We start from the raw sequence: 18,949 nt of genomic DNA, 5'->3' as shown, positions 1-18,949 counted from the left end.
ATAAATACAGGTGGTTTTAAATATGCAAACTGTCGTAAGCCCGAAAAAAATTGGGATTTTATTGGTAAATCTGGGAACACCGGAAGCAGCGTCTTATGGCGCAATACGACGTTATTTATCAGAGTTTCTCTCAGATCGACGTGTTATAGAAATGAATCCTTTGATTTGGCAACCTATTTTACAGGGGATCATTCTAACAGTTCGACCATTCCGGATTGTAAAACCTTATCGAATGATTTGGGATAACCAAGAAAATAAAAGTCCATTAAGTGTGATTACAGAACGTCAAATTCAAAAGTTGCAATCACGGTTCAAGAACAAACCTGTATTAATTGATTGGGCAATGTCATATGGAAAACCATCCATTGAGCAAAAAATCAGTCATTTCTTAAAAAAACAATTTTATCATTTATTTCTCTTGCCCTTATACCCGCAATACAGTGCGACAACCACGGCAAGTGTCAATGATAAGCTATTTAGAATTTTGCAGAAATATCGCAAACAACCTGCAATACGCACGATGTTTTCGTTTGCGGATCATCCGGTTTATATTCAAGCTTTATATAAACAAATTGAAACGACCTTAAACTCATTATCCGAACAACCCGAACGTATAATTTTATCTTTTCATGGTCTGCCGCAAACCTATGTCGATAGAGGAGACCCGTATGAACAGGAATGTCAAAAGACCGCCACGGCATTGCGAAAAATGATGAATAAAGATGAGCGATATATGCCGTTGGTTTATCAGTCCCGTTTTGGGCCCGGCAAGTGGCTAGAACCTAATATCACTGATGTTATTAAAAAACTTGTCACGGAAGGTGTAAGAAATATAGCGGTTATGGCGCCTGGTTTTATAACAGATTGTCTTGAGACAATTGAAGAAATCGGTCATCAATATAAAGCTTTATTTTTAAAAGAAGGAGGTAAAAAATTCATTTATATTCCCTGTCTAAACGATGGGGAAATAGGAATTGATATGCTTGAGGGCTTTATTAATGAAGAATTGCGGGGGTGGATTTAAATATCTGATTATTTTAGATGAAATATTGAAATAAATGATTTTAGCTTAAGGAATGAGAAAGATTATGCAAAATATATATAGAATACACAATAAATTTTATTATTTGTTTATTATAGGTTTCAGTTTTATTTTACCATCAACAAATGTTTCGGCTTTGGTTGAGCATCAGAAAACCTCTATAAAAACTATTTCTTCAATTGTATCTCACCCTGACAAATCAGATAACGACAATCCTGTTATAGATTCAATTTTATTAACCGGAAATAAAAAAATAAGTTCTGAAAAATTATTACATGTTATTCCACTTCATCAAAGAAGTAATGTAAATGAAACAAAAATAATGCAATCAATGTTTAAAATTGCGAAAGAATATAAAAAAGCAAATATAAAAGTAACAATAACCCCAATTATTGGTAAGGTTATTAATAATCATACATCTATTCAATTTGATATTCACGAAAAATAATATTAAAATTGATTGAATTCATTTGTATCTTGGGAAATTCGTTCTTCAACTGTTTTTTTGGTTTTTAATGTGGAGCCGATAATTTTCAATATAAATAAAATCAACAGGCCAATGATAATGTCAATAATAATCATAGTGCCAAAAATACCCATAATCTTCCTCCTTTAAAAATTCTAATTCATTATATGTTGAAATGGTTTGATTGTTAATGCCTTATTTATATTTAACAATGGCTATCTGTATTGAAATTATTGCGACAAGCAGTTTAAAAGCATCAAATGGTTTTACAAATTTGGGATTTACGATTGTTTCCCTGATAGGATATGCCATATCATTTTATTCATTATCGATCGCATTAAGGATCATTCCTGTTGGAATAGCCTATGCAATTTGGTCTGGGGTGGGAACAGTAGGAATTTGCATGATTGGATGGGTGATTTACCAACAAAAATTAACTATGACTTCAATTATGGGAATATTATTTATAATTATAGGAGTTTTGATTATTAATTTAGGACAAAATTCTCATTAGGAATTAATTGGAAGCGTTGATTCCATTTAATGATTATAGAATAAACGCCCCAATTTATTTTATCGGCTTGGTGGAGCCATAAAAGAAGGTTCTATATTTTTCTTAATATGTTTGGCAAGAATTTCATCAAGTTTTTTATAGTCCTCTTTTGTCAATTGCCAGCCCAAGGCATCTTGAACACCATTTATCTGTTGGGGTTTTCTAGCTCCCCAAAGTGCAATATTGCCTTTATAACGATCAATGACCCAGCGAACAGCCAAGGCTAGCAAACTTTTATTGTAGTTTTTTTGTGCATATTCTTCCAAATCTCTAGTCGCTGCCAAATAATGTTCGAAAAGGGGTGGTTGAAATTTAGGATCAGATTTTCTCAAATCATCCCCCGTGAATTTAGTGTCTTTGTTCATTTTTCCACTTAACAAGCCACGGCAAATTGAACCGTAACAAAGGGTGGCTAACTTATGTTTTTCTGCGCAAGGAAGAATATCATTCTCGATACTTCTTTCGAACATGTTATATGGAGGTTGAATAGCGGCCAAATCGGCATATTGGCTGAATTCTTCAATTTGTTTGGTTGAAAAATTGCTGACACCGATTGCTTTGATCTTGCCCTCTTTTCTCAATTTTTCCATAGCCTGTGCCGTTTCTTTAATCGGGGTTTTATCATCTGGCCAATGAATTTGATAAAGGTCAATATAGTCTGTATTCAGTCTGCGTAAAGAATCCTCAATTTCTTTTTGAATACGTTTTGGGCTGGAATCTCTAAACATTTTACCAGAATTATCCCAATTTAATCCGACTTTAGTGGCCAATACAATATTATCTCTTTTCCCTTTTAAGGCTTTACCTACGACTTCTTCTGCATGGCCAAAACCATAAACTGGCGCTGTATCAATCATATTGATACCATTGTCTAGTGCTGCATGAATGGTTTTGATAGCATTGTCATCATCGGGTCCTCCCCATGATGATCCGCCGATTGCCCATGTTCCTAGAGCAATTCGAACGATTGTTTTATCAATATTGTGGATTTTGATTGTGTCATGTTGATTAGTCATGATCCCTCCTTATAAGACTTAAATATTTATATCAATAATAAGTTTATCATGATTTATATTTTGCGCGTAATTATTATTTAAATATTAGTAGTAAAGATATTAATATTTAATTTTTCATTAATCCATATAAATGAATATTTAGTAATAATAGTAGTAAATAAAATTTTTATTTGTGTTTCTACAGTTTTATTATTGAATCATTCAATGGGGGGCAGTTCTTCATCTGATTTCAGTTTCGGAGTACTGGCATCCATAATGGCTAGTATTGCAGCTGTCAGAGGTGAAGCAAGGATCAGTCCTGGCATGCCTAAAATTGTACCAAAAACAGTTTGAGATAAGATAGTGATAGCAGGAGGCATTTTTACAGTATGTTTTTGGATAAGAGGTGATAAAACATTTCCTTCTAAAAACTGGATGATACAATATAAGATTATGACCAATATACCTTCTTTATTCCCTTGAGAAAAACCAATTAAAACGGCAGGAACAGCCCCTATGATTGCTCCGATATAAGGGATAAAATTCGCCATGCCGGCAACAAAACCCAATGCAAGGGCCAGGGGTACCCCAATAATGCTTAAACCAATGAAAGAGCAAATCCCGACGACTAGCATGTCCAGAGATTGTCCAGCTGTCCAGGACCATAAGGCATGTCCGCCAACCATTAATAACTTACGGATTTTTGGACGTTGACGACCTGGGAAAAGACGGAGTAGGCCATTACCGTATAAATTTGGTGAGGCAGCAAAATATAAACCCGCTATGAATACAACAAATATGGTGCCAAGAACCCCAAATACAGATGTAATGAAACCGGTCATTGAACCTGCAATTCTAGAGCCAAGGGTAAAATGAGCATTACTATTATTAGAACCCCCGCCAATAGAATTGGGAAGATAATTCATAATCATGTCTCCCAAGGGATTATTATGCAAACGATCCCTGAAAGTCCCGACTTGAGTTCCAAGAGCATGTTTTAATTTGATAATTTGTTCATTAATCTGCGGTCCGCTGGTTAGGATGACTGCACTAATAATGCCAACAATTAAAATTAAAACTATGGTCAGAGCTAGCCAGTGGGGAAGATGTGTATGTTTGCGAACGATCGTTGCAAGTCCCTTCAGAATTATGGCGGTTAGTGTTGCCGCAAAAATAATCATCATCAAATCGCCAATAAGCCAGATTGCTATAACCCCTACGGTCAGCAAGATGACAATTTGAAGAAGGGAATAGAGCTGTTCCTGTTGGGTTGGTTGTTCTGAATTAGAATTAGGAGACATTTTATTATATATTTATAATATTATGAATATGATCCATCATGCGATGATTGTTGTGATAATTCAATAGTTAAATAATATCATGTTGAGTTTTTAGAAAGAATTTTCACGCATGCTTTTTTCATAATGGCTGACTGTCTCTTCCACTGATCCGTCAGCGTATATTTCTCCAGCTTTTAGCCATATTACACGGGTACACCATTGCCTGATGATTGGCATGGAATGTGTTGTTAAAACAACAATTTCTGCCTTATTGATTATATTTTCCAATCGTTGTCTTGCTTTACCCTGAAAATTGTTATCTCCAGCCATGAACCATTCATCCATGAGCAAAATATCTGGGGTTACAGATGTTGCCAGACCAAAGCTTAATCGCATCATCATACCTGCAGAATATGTCTTGATTGGCAAATCGAGAAATTCATGTAATTGTGCGAATTCCTCAACATCTTTTTCCAGGGCTTTGATCTGCTCATTATTGTATTTAAGACGTTTACCCCTTAAATAAATATTTTCTCTACCAGAGAGGATACGGTTCATGCCAGCATTCGTATCCAATAAAGATTCTATTTTACCGTTAGTAATGATTTTTCCAGAATTGGGTTCGTATATTCCAGTGATTGCACGAAGCAGGGTTGATTTTCCTGCCCCGTTGTGGCCGATCAATCCAATACGCTCTCCCGCTTTTATTGATAGATTGATATTTCGCAATGCTTGAACTGTTATACGGTTAGTATTGTCAACCAGAATATCAGCACCTGTTTTCTGGTTTAAGGGTTGTTGTTTAGAGATGAACTTTCCTGCCTTAGCAAATAATGTTTTTTTTAAGGAACGATGATTGCTATGATAAAGAGGGAATTGTAATGAAAGTTCCTCTAATTTTATAAAACTTGATTGATTCATTGATTGGATTTTATAACGCTCTTACATTACGAACAGTATTTTTAAAAAATTCTATATTGATATTATCTTTTAGCATGTCAATAAAGCAGTAGTTGATATTGTTTGAGGAGGCTATTAAAAAAGGCCAGCATGATATGCTGGATTTATTTTTGTTAAAAGAGGTCAATTCCAATAAGGTTGTGTCTTTTTGACAGAAATATAGATTAATCAGTTCAGGACAATGTGGGGCTATGATAAATTCAGCCTGTGAAAAAAGTGCGATTTGTGATTCCCAGTCCATATTCTCTAAATGGATAATGGGTAAATTCAATTCATTACAAGCCTGGGTCAAGATTGATTGAAAATGATCAGAAAAACAGGATTGATTTTTCTGATTTGTTGCAATCAAGAAATTTGTGGGAAGGTCATTTTTATATCGGGAATTTTTGTTAATGAAATTGAAGATTTTTCTAGTGTCATGAAAATTGAAATAATCGTAAGGATAATGACTGTTTGGATGGAATAATGCTAGTTTTTCCGCTTTATATATACCGTCCTTCAAAAATATTGTACGAGAGTTTAGCTTAGCTTTTTCTAATGTGTTATCATATAATTCACGAGATATTGAATTATCAATGAATATATTATTGTTTCTATATTCAGGAATGGCAATTTTCATTGTTGTAGGTGTATATAAATTTGCCAGATAAGATTTTGACAGACAATATCCCATCCAGTGGTCATATTGCATCCATTTGGGATCAAAAGCGAGAAAAATTTCTTCTAATAATTGTGCGTTAATTAAATCAATCTCTATTTGATCTAAAGACTGATTTTTACAAAAATGAAGAGTTTCATCAATTAATTGTAGATCATTTGTTATAACTACACCATCGAATCCCTCTTGAACAATAAAATAAGCATTTTCAAGAATTGATAAAAAGAGATTTCCTTCAGGGATATAAGTTAGAATATCATTTAAATTGTTATTGTGCGGATCAATCTCAAATCCTAAATCATTTAAATTTTGCCCTTCGTAAGCCGGGATCAAGGGATGACGCAAACGTTTTGAATGATTAACTGAGCTTTTCAATACGCCAGGCGGGCGAAAAGTAAAAATAGAACAATTTTCCTTAATATTCATGGTTCAATCGCTTTGTATATCTTATAAATAAATAGTTTAAATTTTATATCCAAAAAGCCAGCCTTGTTTTCGACCGTATAAACATTATCCAAGCAAGTCCCCATAATACAAAACTATAAACTAAAGCACTTAGATAAACAGAAATGGTAGGGATTTCACCTAGAATAGGTCCCTTGATGATCTGCATTGTGCTAAATATTGGATTAATTAAAAGTAAATATTGATGTTTGTGAATTTGATATGGCATCCACATGATCGGGGTGATGTAATAAACAATTTGTATAAGACTGTTGATTATTTGAGGAATGTCTCGAAAACGCGCACAAATACAACCTAGAAAAATACTGATGGCAAGACTATTGATAATCCAAATAATAAATCCTGGTATGGATAATAATATAATCATACCAGGCCATTTATTGTAATAAAGAATTACAAGAAAGGGAGTAATGCAGTTTAAAAGGGTAATCAGGAAATTCCTGACAACAGTACGGATCGCTTGCAGGAAAAAGGGAAGTTTAAGTGAATGAATGAAAGTGTCGGTTTGTAGAAAACATTGACATGCATCAACAATCATATTGGCAATACCGTTTTGCCAAAAAATAAAAGAGATTGAAAGATAAGGGAGATAGGTTTCCGTATGGATTTTAAACAGAGAACCGTAAATGAGACCAATTGCCAACATCATCGTCGCTGATGAGAATGTCATCCATATAGGTCCTAAAAGGGAACCTTTATAACGTAATTTGATATCTAGCCATGCCATTGAATAAGCTAGTTTCCACAATTTTAAACTTTCTTTAATATCGATCCAACATTGTAGATGTCGATAATAAAAATTCTGATTACTGGTTCGTATTTGCGTGGACATTTTAAAGATTAGACATCAATTCTTGTTGAAACAAAATATTTAGTCATGGTTTATCACAAAGAATAAAATATACACAAATCATTCTTCAAAAAATGACGGGGATTTTTTTTATTCTTATACTTTTAATAATAAGTTTTCTTACTCTATTGTAAAGAAATGCTTTATAATGTACACCTTAGATAGAATTCTTAAAGTGTTTATCTGATTCGTACAAGTCTTTGCAATCCGAACAGCTTCGTAAGATAACACTGAAAAAAATGGATTTATTTGGAAATAAATTCTTTATGGAATGTAGATAAGGGTAAAGGTATAATGAAGCGATCAGAAGATTTTACAGGATCTGGCGAAAAACTCAAATCTGGTTCAATGAAGTTTATTATTTCCAGACAAAACGAAAAACAACTTCATGATAAATCTCTTTATTTATCCATGGTTCGTTTTGGTGTGCTCGGATGTATTATTGGAATGTTGGCTGCATGTGCAAACAATGCACCCCGTCAGCAACAAATACCTATTGCTCAGGAAGTTGCGCATTATAAAGCGAATGCCCGTTCTTACTATACTCCACCAGGGCCTCCAGAAGATCCATGGGGGCCATATATTCGGGAGGCATCTGCTCGGTTTGATGTGCCTGAAATATGGATTCGGGCAGTTATGCAGCAGGAGTCTGGTGGAAGTTTATACCATAATGGGCAACTGGTAACTTCGGGTCCCGGTGCGATGGGGTTGATGCAGTTAATGCCCCCAACATATGATGAAATGAAAATTGCTTATAATCTAGGGGATGATGCTTATGATCCTCATGATAATATCATGGCTGGAACGGCATATATTCGTCAAATGTATGATATTTATGGCTCTCCAGGTTTTTTGGCTGCATATAATGGGGGGCCTGGCAGATTGGATGATTTCTTAACACATAATCGTACATTACCTTTGGAAACCCGACGGTATGTTGCCTCAATTGGCCCTCAAATTCAGGGTATAAAACCAAACCGACAATCGCAAGCTGATTTGATGGTAGAGGGTCATGAAAATGGTATGGGTGTCAGTGCAGTTCAATATGCTGCGGCAACGCAAGCCGGATTTCAAAGAATGGCATTATCGCCTCAAGCTCAGGCAGTGCAGAATGCATGGCAAAATCGCCAGACGACAGAAACGCTTAATCAGGCCAGTCTTAATGGGACAAGCTCTGCAACAACTGATAGTTTGAACAGGCAAAGTTTACAAGTAGCGGGCTCAGCAGCGACACAAGTTGCTATGGCATCACCATTGTCTTCACAGCCTGCTGTATCAACCTATCCAGTTAAATGGAAGAATTTTGACACTCATCCAGTTGCTTCTTCAACTGCACCATCAGTCGTTACGCGTCAAGATGTTAAATCAGCATGGTTGGCTAGGGGATATCAATCAACCCAGGCACCAGCAATGCAATCGCGTCCAATGCCTGTTCAGGTTGCATCAGCTCCGGCAGCTTTGCCATCAAGATCAGAACGGAAACAATATTATAGACCCATTTCCTACCAATTTCCAGCTGCAGTGGCTTCTGTAAATTATAATCGTAAAAGAGGTATGGATTTAACTAAAAAAGAAAATGAGTCGTCATTATCAGGGAACTGGGGAATTCAGGTCGGAGCTTTTGCTTCATCAAGTCAGGCGAAAAATGCAGTTGGTATTGCAAAAAATCGAGCTTCTCTTTTTTCAGGTAAGCAACAGGTACAAGTCGTTCAAAAAGGTAAAAGTAAGATATATCGCGCTCGGGTGACAGGATTAAGTTTAAATGCCGCTCAGATGGCCTGTAAAAAATTAACTGCTTGCATCATGATAAAACCATCCAATAGTTAATGATTCTAAAATTTAATTCATTAGATAATATTAAAAGCGTGCCAAATAATTATATGTTTAGTTCGCTTTTATTAAAAATTAAATTGTGAATATCTGCAATTTGGGTTCAGTTATTGCCCGAAAAAATTGAAGGTCTGTTATAATCTTACGGTTCAACTGTTCTACTGTAATTCATGATCAGTATGGATTATGCATAATTGTTTTTCCAATTGCAATGGTATCAGCTTGTATGACTTGCCAAAATAGTTTTGGCTTTCAATGGAAAGGATATTACAACAACAGTAATAGTTGTAATGTCTGTTTGTTGCTTTATTTTCTCTGCAAAAAAAGCTTAAAACCTAGTTGGCAGGAATCAGCAGACCAAGGTCAAGATTGCAGATGAAACGTGAATAACAGCAAAACCTAGTTTTTCCGATTTCTTGCAGAACAAGATGGATTCTTCCAGATTTTATCCGATTTTGACTTAATCAATAGCGGAAATTTTTGCCCAAACAAGAATGTTGGTAGAAATTTCTTTCTTACGGCTTAATAAACCTTTAAAGGTAAATGTATGTGGTTAAGTGAGTTTTTTTATATTAATCTGATCTGAGATTAGATGGTAGAAAAAGAAAAGCATGAAGTAATATTCATTAACCATATGAATGTCGATGTCATTCAAACCGATTATTTTTTCGTTGCTAATTAATTAATAAAATCCAGATTTGTTTTTTTGATTACCCCTTGATGGTCGTTCCCGTTGGCACAGGAGAAACCAGAAAAAATGGCTGAAGGAACAGTGGTTTGCCAGCCATATAGGTCAAGATGGAAGAATAGGATGCATATCTTTGATTATGGGTTTTCCATGGAATATGAGTTGAAACTTTTCAATCAGCATAGACCAGTTGAATGGCGACTGACATTGATGATTAACGACGTATATAGAAATCAAGTTCATTTTTAGCTTGTTTTGCTTCTTCAGGCAATAATTCGACACAGTGAGGAGAAGTTTGTCTTTTAAGTGAAACAGCTGTTGCCTTGATAATTAAAAAATCAGTTCCAGATTTAATATACTGCCAATATGAACAAGATGCCAATCTGTTTTTTTCAACATTGGCACTATATTGGCATAATGACGGTATGATAATACGGTTTTCCAGAGATAGGAAACCGATTTTATGGTTCAAAAAGGTGAATCAATAACCTATTATTGTTACACAATATTGTAATCGTTAAAAATCAGTTATCCTGATTAACAGAATGTAAAGAGTTCCTCTTTGGGGAAACGTGATTTAGGTTGTTTGGCGTTATAATCAGTTTTATCATGATAACCCAAAGTAATTACAAGAATACTTGTAAATCCTTTTTCTTTTAGGTGGAATTCTTTGTCTAAAATATCTGCATCAAATCCTTCAATGGGACTGGCATCTATATTTGCTAACGAGGCACCTAGTAATAAGTTTCCAAGAGCAATATAACCTTGTTTTGCTGTCCAATTGGGAAGATCCTTTAGAATTTTTTTATGCAGATTCATATATCCGATATAAAGATTGATAAATTCTTCCTTGTTTAAATTTGGGTTATGACGGCCATCCTTAATTTCTTGTTCAATAATTTTGCGAATATAGGCTTCATCCATATCTGTTTTTGAACAAATAACAATTGTATGTGAAGCACGGTCAACCTTGTGTTTATTATAAAGGAATTCTTCCCTTACCATTGATGAGGCAACGCGCTTAATACCATTTTCCGTGGAAGCGACAATGAAGTGATAAGGTTGTGAATTAATTGAAGTAGGTGTGTAGCGTAAAAGGTCAACTAACTGATTTATAATATGATCAGGAATTTTTTTTGTTGGATCATATCTTTTAGCGGTAAAGCGACGGTGTGCAAATTTTTCGATATCCATGATTATCCTTACGTTAATAATTCATAATAAAATTATATACATGTAAAAAATGTATAATAAATTAATATATGCCTATAATCGTAAAATGAATGGAAAAAGAGATCAACCTTAAAATGGTCGGTTTATATTACGATTATTTAAAAGTGATAAAGAATTATGTAGTTACAGCCCGTATAATGATAGATAAGATATACATGCAATTCAATTCTTTAATTATTAATTAATTTACAACTTTAGGCTTGTATTGAGTGTTTCATGAAATGTTTTATTAATATAGAAATTTGTACTATAAAAATTAACTTACCAATTTAAACATGTTATTTTTTAAAAATGTATTTTTTCAAATTTTTTGTGTCCATTTATGAGAGTCAACAACATTTTAATTTTTCATAGTAAATAGATGAATAATTTGAAGATTAGGCAGTGTATTTAGATAAGATTTATAGCCATTGATGCTATTACTTAAATAGCAAATATGCGGGTTTAAGGTTTTGCTAAATTATAGATTTTATTTGGATGAATGCTATTGAAGCATCAATGCATAATTTTATTATAAGGATGAAAATATTATAGATATCCGGGGGAAAATTTTGTAACAAAAAAAGGTAGGATTTTACGGTTATTTTGTATAGTGGTATTATCTCAAAATATTTTATTAAATTTTAATAAGATATCAGTCAAAAAGGTTTTGACATTTTATTCTACTAAACAGAATTGATAGCGTAATAATCAGCAAGGTAAATAAATTTATCGAGGTTAGAGAGGAAAAATGCGATAATTTTATAGAAATGGGGCCTGTAGTAACAGATTGAGGTCCATAGGTTAAAAGTGTAAGGGCATAAAAATCAATAGTGAGAATATAAATTGTCCAAGCGATAATACTGCTAAACAAGATACCATAAATGATACGGTTAAATTTTAACATGCTCCTTCCTCCTTTCACAGAATACGGTTTTTACATTCGTAATATTCCATTATTTCAAGTAGATTTACCATTATATTGAAAATTATAAAAAAAATCAATTTAATAAAGTGGTTATATCAATTAATTTTGACTTATTAACGTTATGGATTTTGTTTTTTTAGTAAAAAAGCAAGAATTATTTTTGCCGTTTTTTCTGGCGAATTAAGTTTATCTTTATCTTCCGCAGGAAAAAAGGATTGTCTCAATAAGGTTTTGGTTGGCGGAGGGGTAATGGTTTGAACATGAACTGTAGAGATATCCTTTATTTCTTCTTTCCAACAATTTATAAGATTTTGAATAGCTGCCTGAACAGAGGTGACTGATCCCCAAAATGCACCGGGTTTCGTTATCCCCTGAAGAAAAAGAGCTTGAGAATTTGGTGTGGCGCATAACAAGGGGGACAAAGTTCGAACAAGTTTCATACAGCTTGTAAAATTGATGGAAATATTTTTTGACCAGTCTTGATCCGTTATTTGGTCAACAGGTGTAAGTGGCGTGTAATGAAAGGCTGCATGAATGAAAATATCAAGTCGATGGAATTGCTGGGCAATGGAAGGGCCAATATTATCAATTGTTGTATCGAATGGATTTTTGGGTTGCAAATCAAATGGAAATAAGGTGGCCTTACCACCTTTTTGGCGGATTATATTATCTGTCTGTATTAATCCTCCCTGCGTTCTTGCGCTGAGAACGCAGTGTGCACCAGCCTCGGCCAATGCTATGGCACAAGCCTGACCTATGCCACGACTTGCACCAGTAATGAAAGCCACCTTGTTTTTAAAAGGGAGAGTAACTAAGGATGACATGACAGTTTCATTATTTATTTTGTGTTAGGTTCATGTCATGATCTGTAAGTTGAATAGGATAGTCTCCTGTAAAACATGCATCACAATATTGCGGCTTTTCGTTATTTCTTTCCATTTCTTCCAGAGCTTTGTATAATCCATTGCATGAAATGAATCCCAGTGAATCTGCCCCAATCAATTTGCACATTTCATCAATATCATGTGTGTGTGCCAATAGTTTTTCTTTTGATGGAGTATCAATTCCGTAATAACAGGAAAACCGTGTGGGGGGAGAGGCAATACGCAGATGAACCTCGGCTGCTCCTGCAGCTCTGACCATTTCAACGATTTTTTTGGATGTTGTTCCACGGACGATGGAATCATCAATTAAAATGACGCGTTTGTCTTTTAAAATTGAACCGTTTGTGGAGTGTTTGAGTTTTACTCCAAGATTACGGATTTGATCAGTCGGTTCAATAAAAGTCCTTCCTATATAATGACTACGGATTATGCCTAACTCAAATGGAATATTGCTGGCTTTTGCATAGCCGAGCGCAGCAGGCACACCGGAATCGGGAACAGGAACAACAATATCTGCCTCAACGGGATTTTCAAGCGCGAGTTCGGCTCCAATTTTTTGACGTGCTATATATACGGATTTATTTTCAATAATAGAATCGGGACGGGCAAAATAAACATATTCGAAAATGCAAAAGCGATGAGAAATATTATGAAAAGGTTTAATGGAACGGATACCCTCATCATTAATGATGATGACTTCACCAGGCTCGATATCACGGACAAATTCCGCGCCCATGCTGGAAAGTGCACAGGTTTCACTGGCAACAACCCAGCATTCTTTTTCCTTATTCTGGTTGAGTTTGCCGAGTATCAGGGGACGAACACCTAACGGATCACGAGCGGCAATTAACATATCCTTGGAAAGGGCCACCAGAGAATATGCACCCTGAACCTGTTTTAAGGCATCAATAAAGCGGTCAATAACATTGCTGTAAAGGGAAATGGCAATCAAATGGATAAAGACTTCGCTGTCTGTACTGGATTGGAATAGACATCCTCTGCGTACCAGGGATTGTCTAAGGAGTTGTGCATTGGTAAGATTTCCATTATGGGCAACAGCAAATCCACCAAATTCAAAATCACCATATAAAGGTTGTACATTACGAAGCTGCGTGGCACCTGTTGTAGCATAGCGATTGTGACCAATCGCAATTCCGCCTGGTAATTTGGCGATAACCTGGGGATCGGCAAATACTTCACCGACCAGCCCCAAACCACGATGAATATGAAAATTTCCATTGTAAGTAACAATACCTGTCGCTTCCTGACCTCTATGTTGTAAGGCATGTAATCCCAATGCAGTCAATGATGCGGCATCCTGTGTTGTCCAGACGCCTACCACGCCACATTCCTCATGAAATTTATCATCTTCATGATCTGGGGATGTATGTATTGTTGAATAGGATATTGATTCGCTAGATTTATTCATCGCAATTCCGAAAATAAATGAATAGATAAGGGTTTTATGAGTTAAAAATGGCCAGGATTATTGTGAGGGAGCAATTGATGAATATCCCCCCTCTGGTTGAACAGCAGACGGCTCATCATTATGCGATTGATCTGTCGAAGAGGATTGATGAGATATTCCATTATGTAATCCAGTTCTGTCAGGTATTGATACTCTTGGTGTCTTTGTTTGGGGGACAACAACATCCCGTTGCATTGAGCTTGGGAGAAGATTATTAATCAGGACAGCTCCCTGATATATATAGGGAACCATTTGACTTTCTTGAAGAGGTTCAGGCCATTGTGCGGCAGGAAAAATTATTCCGCCAATCAGATAGAGAATGGCCAACCCTGCATATCCCTTAACCCCACCACATATTGCACCAAGCAACCTGTCCAGACGACCCAAAAGGGAGATTCGCGCAGAATTTTGACCGACAACGGCATTTGCCAGCGCATTAATGACAATACAGGTCAAGGCAAATATAACAATAAAGGAGGCAATATTTGCCAAATTTTCAGAGTTTACGTAAGGCGATAGCTTGGGGGCAAGATCGGGATACCAGCGATTGGCCAAGCTGGCTGCAATAATCCATCCAAATAGACCTATACATTCACGAGTAAACCCTCGCGTAAGACCGGATAAGGCACCAAGGATAATTACACCAAGACAAACAAGATCAATCCAGTTCATAGAATTAAGCACTTGATTAACTTATTCCCTTTAATAAGATTATAAAGCGGTATTAGTAAATAAACAATTCATTTACCGCAATGGGTAAATAAAAAATATTTTTATAATTTTTAATTACAAAAAACAAATAACTGTAAATTGTTTGATAATCATGGATCTCAATTATGAAGGTGGTTGAACTATATCATAAATAGAAATTATTTTTCAGAGTTTTTCAATCACGGGTTAATATATTATCTTCACGTTGTAAAATCTTGATTGGATCATTGTCGTAATTTTCTGTATCCTCTTCAGGTTGCAGACGGCTGGGTAATAGCATTCCATTCTGATCCAGAACAGGGTAGGCGGCTGAAGCTACAACATGAGTGTTTGTACGTTTTAAATCACGGGCCAATTCAATCATGAATGAACCATACTGAATCTGGTTTTTTTTATCGTCTGTACTTTGTCGAAGATTTTCATAATAGATAGCGATAACTTTGCTTTCAATTTCACGGAATATATCCTTCTCTTCGGCAAGTTTACGGGCAATATTCTCGTCTTCATTAATCAGCAAGGTTGCTGTTGTATGAAGATTTTTATGGATGCGTCGCATCATTTTTTGCAATGGATCCATCATGGGTTTTGGTAAAATGATTCTTTGTTTAACCATTTTCTGTACGGTTGAAAGAACATTCCTGTCCAGGACATCACCCGCATTGGCAATTTGTGTACAGAAGGTTAGGATTTTTTCCACCTGATTCAATTCATTTTGATTCAAAGCTTCGGGATCCAAACCGGTGACGTAACTTTGTATTGAGTTTGTTAATTTATCTAGCGTATTATCAAAACGTCGTGCGGCGCTGGCAATTTGAGGTGTTTGATTTTTAAAACTATCGTCAACACCATTCAGCATTTTTTCCAAAATATCACATAAACGCAATGATTCCCGGGTTGCATTGCCAAGGGCAAGAATAGGTGATTGAATGACGGATTTATCAAGATAGACCGGTTTTGAGGGATCCTGAACGGTTTCCTCTTTTGTGCGTGGAAATATTTTTTTTAGTAAATTGGCGTAGGGGGTTAGGAAAGGCAAGAATAGAAGTGCCGTTGCAATATTAAATAATGTGTGAAAATTGGCGATAGATCGGTTGATATCAGGATAGTAATATGTGAACCAATGGGTGAGTGGATGAATAAAGATAAAGACAATGGCCGCACCGATAACACGGTTTATTAAATTTCCCATAGGTAAACGTTTGGCAATCACGTTTTTTCCTGTTCCCTCTATCACGGGATTGAGAGCGGTACCGATATTGGCGCCCAAAACCATGATAAAGGCTGTTTCAGCAGGTATGACATTGTGAGAGGCGAAGGACGCTATTAGCAATACAACCGCCACGGAAGAATGCATAATCCAGGTCAGGATCATTGATAATAAAATTGTAATAAAAGGCATATCTGTAATGTTGCCCAATACTGTACGAAGCGCTGGTTGGTTGGTATAGGGATGAAGGATTACCAGAAATTGATGTAGGGAGATCAGAATCAGGCCCAATCCGATGAAGACGCGTCCAAAATCACGGATATGATTAAGACCCCGGCGAAACATGATGACGCCTATCAAAACAAAAAGGGGTGCGATACGGGACACGTCAAATGATAATAGCTGGACAATTAGGGTGGTTCCAACATTTGCCCCCAGCATAACCGCCAATGCAGAAGGTAGTCCGATTACCCCATTGGCGGCAAATCCAGTGATCATAAGTCCCGTTGCAGTTGAGGATTGCAAGATTGCGGTGATACCTGCACCTGCGATAAAAGATTGGAATCTGTTTCGTAACATGGTTGACAGGAAATGATTTAACCGTGCGCCAAACGCTCGTTGCACACCGGTTTGAACCATATGAACACCCCATAAAAGCAGGGCGACACTACCAGCAAGATCAATTACAGTAACAAAATTCAAGGAATATCCTCTTTTAAAGTTTTAAGTTATTGAAGTTAGAAGAAAAAAGTTTTTTAAATAAAAAAAGTTATAAATTAAAATTATATAAATAATTGAAAAATTCCTTGTCAAAAGGTGAATATAGCATAATTTTACGCGCTTGAAATTAAACTTTCCAATTTAATTCTCGAAACTGTCGGATTTAAATTTTGAAAATATTACTGGTATCGGTTTTCGTTAATTGGGATATTTTAGATAAGATTTTCAATTTTTTGATATTTTAAAAATTGAAATTGTTTTTTTTCATTAATATATTAAACTAAAATCAATTTATATTGTAAGAAAGAAATTAATTATGTCAAAATCTGATAAAAAGTTTATTAATCTTTCAGAAGATTATGAATTGAATTATATTTTAAAGAAATATAACAAAGCACAAAATAAAGCTAATCGTGATATGTTGATAAAAATTATTAATGATGCGAAAAAAAATAACCCTGAAATAAAAGAGATAACGCATTCTATGATTGATTCCATTTTAAAAGATAAATTGGACAATTTTGAATAACAAAAAAAATCTAAAAAATAATTTTTGTTTTAATGTTATTAAGAGCGTTTTGTAATAAAAAAATTGTGATAAGGGATTAATTTTTAAATAGTAAAAGGTGATAAAGCCATCACTATGTTATTGTTATGCAAATTATAAATTATTCTAACCTTATCACAATGTTATTGAATATAAATATAAGATTTAAATTAATTATTTATTATTGTGAATTGAATAATTGATTATTTTTTTTAATAAATACCGTTTTGCTAATTTTAAATTCTATTTATGGAATGATTTATAATGGAAAACTATCAATAATTTGGTTCTTGGTGTTTTCGAGTTTATCAAAATAGCTTAAATCAAGTTGTCTTAATGGAATATGATTTAAATTTTTGAATAAAACGGGGTTATAAAAATTTATTTCTGTACGATGTATGCCTGCGAAATAATCAAAGAATTTCCATTTTCCTCCATCATGCAATTTATTATCCCATAACCAAATATTTGGGATATGATAGCTGTCTGCAATAACAAGTCCATGTAAACTGCTGGATGCAATATATTTGCAGGATTTTAGCTGGTCAATAAAAACGTTAATATCAGGATCGGTGATATCAATAAAAAGAGTATTGGGTGTATTTTGTAATATTTGCTCTACCCAGCTCTTTTTATATTGACTGTGATGAACAATAAGACCCCAGTCATATTTTTTTTCTTTGTTGGGGTTATATATACGGTCACATATTAATCCAGGATCCCCATAAGGTAATCTACATTTATGTGAAGTGAAGGATTCATGGGTCAATGGTCCACGTAATAAAGAAATCTTGAATAATTCAGTAGGTAATGAGGAAGGTGAAAGAGTTCCGCTCCCCCATACAGGATAAATTCTGTTTCTTGGTGTTGCCCAGTTTAAAATGCTGCCTATTCCGATTAAGTCTGTGTTTTTTAAATTGGTTCTACATATTATTTTTTTACTTAAATATCCAATAATATATAAATTTAGTTCATCACCTATATTTGTGAACTGTTTGTTGCGCCACCAATATAGATTAACAGAATTGTTCATTTTTTTGTTAACCAGAGTGTTGAATTGGTTTATATCAAATTTTATTTTATATGTTTTTTGAAGCTTGAATTTCTTCCATTGTTTATTTTTTAGCTGTACAGTTTGAAATAATGTTTGATGATGATGTGTTGTAATGGGAATATTATAATAATAACAGTTTAATCGTCGAGAAATAAAAGAGTAATTTCCGGGAAATTGATGTTTTATAATAACATGATCAAACAGGTTTTTTTTATCATGGATGAATCCTGTTTTCATATCAGTTGTGGACAAATAAACAGGGTGGTGATTGTTTTTTTTCTGAACCATATAGAGGTGATGGTTTAGATAGCATAAAGAAGATTCTTCTTCAGTTCTGCAGATTATAAAATTTTTAAGTGACATAGTTAAAAAAGTTTTTAACCTAATTTAAATTTTGTCACCTAAATTAAATGTGAATGTTTATTGCGTCA

Annotated in this window: 18 protein-coding genes; 5 read left to right on the top strand and 13 right to left on the bottom strand. The window is 34.8% G+C overall.

Going from position 1 to position 18,949, the window contains the following annotated elements; genetic code table 11:
* Window positions 1–22: 22 nt before the first annotated feature.
* Complete coding sequence (gene hemH, locus H3R33_RS05695) at window positions 23–1,024, top strand: ferrochelatase (protein WP_155567825.1); 1,002 nt, start codon at window positions 23–25, stop codon at window positions 1,022–1,024.
* 64 nt (window positions 1,025–1,088) lie between these two features.
* Window positions 1,089–1,490, top strand: a complete 402-nt coding sequence (locus tag H3R33_RS05690; RefSeq protein WP_155571717.1) for a POTRA domain-containing protein — start codon at window positions 1,089–1,091, stop codon at window positions 1,488–1,490.
* A gap of 2 nt (window positions 1,491–1,492) precedes the next feature.
* Here H3R33_RS05690 and H3R33_RS05685 read toward each other — a convergent pair whose 3' ends face one another.
* On the bottom strand, window positions 1,493–1,642 hold the full coding sequence (locus H3R33_RS05685) for a hypothetical protein (RefSeq protein ID WP_155565110.1): 150 nt from the start codon (window positions 1,640–1,642) through the stop codon (window positions 1,493–1,495).
* 56 nt (window positions 1,643–1,698) lie between these two features.
* On the opposite strand from H3R33_RS05685, the gene H3R33_RS05680 reads away from it, so the two are divergent.
* Window positions 1,699–2,022, top strand: coding sequence for a multidrug efflux SMR transporter (locus tag H3R33_RS05680; RefSeq protein ID WP_110438663.1), 324 nt, complete (start codon window positions 1,699–1,701; stop codon window positions 2,020–2,022).
* A 59-nt stretch (window positions 2,023–2,081) separates the two neighbouring features.
* On the opposite strand, the gene H3R33_RS05675 is transcribed toward H3R33_RS05680, so the two are convergent.
* The 5 genes from H3R33_RS05675 to H3R33_RS05655 form a co-directional block, all read right to left on the bottom strand.
* Entirely contained in the window at window positions 2,082–3,077 is a 996-nt protein-coding gene (locus H3R33_RS05675; protein WP_122123250.1) for an aldo/keto reductase, read from the bottom strand.
* A 197-nt stretch (window positions 3,078–3,274) separates the two neighbouring features.
* Complete coding sequence (locus tag H3R33_RS05670) at window positions 3,275–4,357, bottom strand: AI-2E family transporter (RefSeq protein WP_122123251.1); 1,083 nt, start codon at window positions 4,355–4,357, stop codon at window positions 3,275–3,277.
* Between the two features lie 90 nt (window positions 4,358–4,447).
* Window positions 4,448–5,257 carry an ABC transporter ATP-binding protein gene (locus tag H3R33_RS05665; protein WP_198184739.1) on the bottom strand — a complete coding sequence of 270 codons (810 nt, stop codon included), beginning with the start codon at window positions 5,255–5,257 and terminating at the stop codon, window positions 4,448–4,450.
* Window positions 5,258–5,267: 10 nt separating this feature from the next.
* On the bottom strand, window positions 5,268–6,380 hold the full coding sequence (locus tag H3R33_RS05660; RefSeq protein WP_198184740.1) for a glycosyltransferase 61 family protein: 1,113 nt from the start codon (window positions 6,378–6,380) through the stop codon (window positions 5,268–5,270).
* A 43-nt stretch (window positions 6,381–6,423) separates the two neighbouring features.
* Window positions 6,424–7,251: an ABC transporter permease gene (locus H3R33_RS05655; protein WP_198184741.1), complete on the bottom strand. Its 828-nt coding sequence runs from the start codon at window positions 7,249–7,251 to the stop codon at window positions 6,424–6,426.
* A 312-nt stretch (window positions 7,252–7,563) separates the two neighbouring features.
* Between H3R33_RS05655 and H3R33_RS05650 the strand changes: the two genes are divergently transcribed.
* On the top strand, window positions 7,564–9,096 hold the full coding sequence (locus tag H3R33_RS05650; protein ID WP_232342124.1) for a lytic transglycosylase domain-containing protein: 1,533 nt from the start codon (window positions 7,564–7,566) through the stop codon (window positions 9,094–9,096).
* A gap of 905 nt (window positions 9,097–10,001) precedes the next feature.
* Here H3R33_RS05650 and H3R33_RS05645 read toward each other — a convergent pair.
* From H3R33_RS05645 to H3R33_RS05620, 6 genes are all read right to left on the bottom strand, one after another.
* On the bottom strand, window positions 10,002–10,259 hold the full coding sequence (locus H3R33_RS05645) for a hypothetical protein (RefSeq protein ID WP_198184742.1): 258 nt from the start codon (window positions 10,257–10,259) through the stop codon (window positions 10,002–10,004).
* A gap of 65 nt (window positions 10,260–10,324) precedes the next feature.
* Complete coding sequence (nfsB, locus tag H3R33_RS05640) at window positions 10,325–10,981, bottom strand: oxygen-insensitive NAD(P)H nitroreductase (protein ID WP_198184743.1); 657 nt, start codon at window positions 10,979–10,981, stop codon at window positions 10,325–10,327.
* Between the two features lie 1,065 nt (window positions 10,982–12,046).
* A complete protein-coding gene (locus tag H3R33_RS05635) occupies window positions 12,047–12,751 on the bottom strand; it encodes an SDR family oxidoreductase (protein WP_198184744.1) in 705 nt (234 codons plus the stop codon).
* Between the two features lie 10 nt (window positions 12,752–12,761).
* Window positions 12,762–14,240 carry an amidophosphoribosyltransferase gene (purF, locus tag H3R33_RS05630; RefSeq protein ID WP_198184745.1) on the bottom strand — a complete coding sequence of 493 codons (1,479 nt, stop codon included), beginning with the start codon at window positions 14,238–14,240 and terminating at the stop codon, window positions 12,762–12,764.
* A gap of 57 nt (window positions 14,241–14,297) precedes the next feature.
* Entirely contained in the window at window positions 14,298–14,951 is a 654-nt protein-coding gene (locus H3R33_RS05625) for a CvpA family protein (RefSeq protein ID WP_198198880.1), read from the bottom strand.
* A 214-nt stretch (window positions 14,952–15,165) separates the two neighbouring features.
* The gene (locus H3R33_RS05620; RefSeq protein WP_198184747.1) at window positions 15,166–16,899 is read right to left on the bottom strand and encodes a Na/Pi cotransporter family protein; all 1,734 of its coding nucleotides are present in this window, start codon (window positions 16,897–16,899) and stop codon (window positions 15,166–15,168) included.
* 334 nt (window positions 16,900–17,233) lie between these two features.
* Between H3R33_RS05620 and H3R33_RS05615 the strand changes: the two genes are divergently transcribed.
* Window positions 17,234–17,446 carry a hypothetical protein gene (locus H3R33_RS05615; RefSeq protein ID WP_198184748.1) on the top strand — a complete coding sequence of 71 codons (213 nt, stop codon included), beginning with the start codon at window positions 17,234–17,236 and terminating at the stop codon, window positions 17,444–17,446.
* Window positions 17,447–17,723: 277 nt separating this feature from the next.
* Here the strand turns inward: H3R33_RS05615 and H3R33_RS05610 are convergent, their stop codons facing one another.
* Window positions 17,724–18,881 carry a polysaccharide pyruvyl transferase family protein gene (locus tag H3R33_RS05610; RefSeq protein WP_198194722.1) on the bottom strand — a complete coding sequence of 386 codons (1,158 nt, stop codon included), beginning with the start codon at window positions 18,879–18,881 and terminating at the stop codon, window positions 17,724–17,726.
* Between the last annotated feature and the right edge of the window lie 68 nt (window positions 18,882–18,949).

Origin of the sequence: Commensalibacter sp. B14384M2 (assembly GCF_016101865.1) — a bacterium.
Taxonomy (GTDB): Bacteria; Pseudomonadota; Alphaproteobacteria; order Acetobacterales; family Acetobacteraceae; genus Commensalibacter; species Commensalibacter melissae.
Note: the sequence above shows the minus strand (reverse complement) of the source record. Positions and strands in the feature narration are given on the sequence as shown.

What these genes read in the sequence shown, in the direction of transcription:
- hemH (WP_155567825.1), top strand. Translation starts at nt 23, where the DNA reads ATGCAAACTGTCGTAAGCCCGAAAAAAATTGGGATTTTATTGGTAAAT.
- H3R33_RS05690 (WP_155571717.1), top strand. Translation starts at nt 1,089, where the DNA reads ATGCAAAATATATATAGAATACACAATAAATTTTATTATTTGTTTATT.
- H3R33_RS05685 (WP_155565110.1), bottom strand. Translation starts at nt 1,642, where the DNA reads ATGGGTATTTTTGGCACTATGATTATTATTGACATTATCATTGGCCTG.
- H3R33_RS05680 (WP_110438663.1), top strand. Translation starts at nt 1,699, where the DNA reads ATGCCTTATTTATATTTAACAATGGCTATCTGTATTGAAATTATTGCG.
- H3R33_RS05675 (WP_122123250.1), bottom strand. Translation starts at nt 3,077, where the DNA reads ATGACTAATCAACATGACACAATCAAAATCCACAATATTGATAAAACA.
- H3R33_RS05670 (WP_122123251.1), bottom strand. Translation starts at nt 4,357, where the DNA reads ATGTCTCCTAATTCTAATTCAGAACAACCAACCCAACAGGAACAGCTC.
- H3R33_RS05665 (WP_198184739.1), bottom strand. Translation starts at nt 5,257, where the DNA reads ATGAATCAATCAAGTTTTATAAAATTAGAGGAACTTTCATTACAATTC.
- H3R33_RS05660 (WP_198184740.1), bottom strand. Translation starts at nt 6,380, where the DNA reads ATGAATATTAAGGAAAATTGTTCTATTTTTACTTTTCGCCCGCCTGGC.
- H3R33_RS05655 (WP_198184741.1), bottom strand. Translation starts at nt 7,251, where the DNA reads ATGTCCACGCAAATACGAACCAGTAATCAGAATTTTTATTATCGACAT.
- H3R33_RS05650 (WP_232342124.1), top strand. Translation starts at nt 7,564, where the DNA reads ATGAAGCGATCAGAAGATTTTACAGGATCTGGCGAAAAACTCAAATCT.
- nfsB (WP_198184743.1), bottom strand. Translation starts at nt 10,981, where the DNA reads ATGGATATCGAAAAATTTGCACACCGTCGCTTTACCGCTAAAAGATAT.
- H3R33_RS05635 (WP_198184744.1), bottom strand. Translation starts at nt 12,751, where the DNA reads ATGTCATCCTTAGTTACTCTCCCTTTTAAAAACAAGGTGGCTTTCATT.
- purF (WP_198184745.1), bottom strand. Translation starts at nt 14,240, where the DNA reads ATGAATAAATCTAGCGAATCAATATCCTATTCAACAATACATACATCC.
- H3R33_RS05625 (WP_198198880.1), bottom strand. Translation starts at nt 14,951, where the DNA reads ATGAACTGGATTGATCTTGTTTGTCTTGGTGTAATTATCCTTGGTGCC.
- H3R33_RS05615 (WP_198184748.1), top strand. Translation starts at nt 17,234, where the DNA reads ATGTCAAAATCTGATAAAAAGTTTATTAATCTTTCAGAAGATTATGAA.
- H3R33_RS05610 (WP_198194722.1), bottom strand. Translation starts at nt 18,881, where the DNA reads ATGTCACTTAAAAATTTTATAATCTGCAGAACTGAAGAAGAATCTTCT.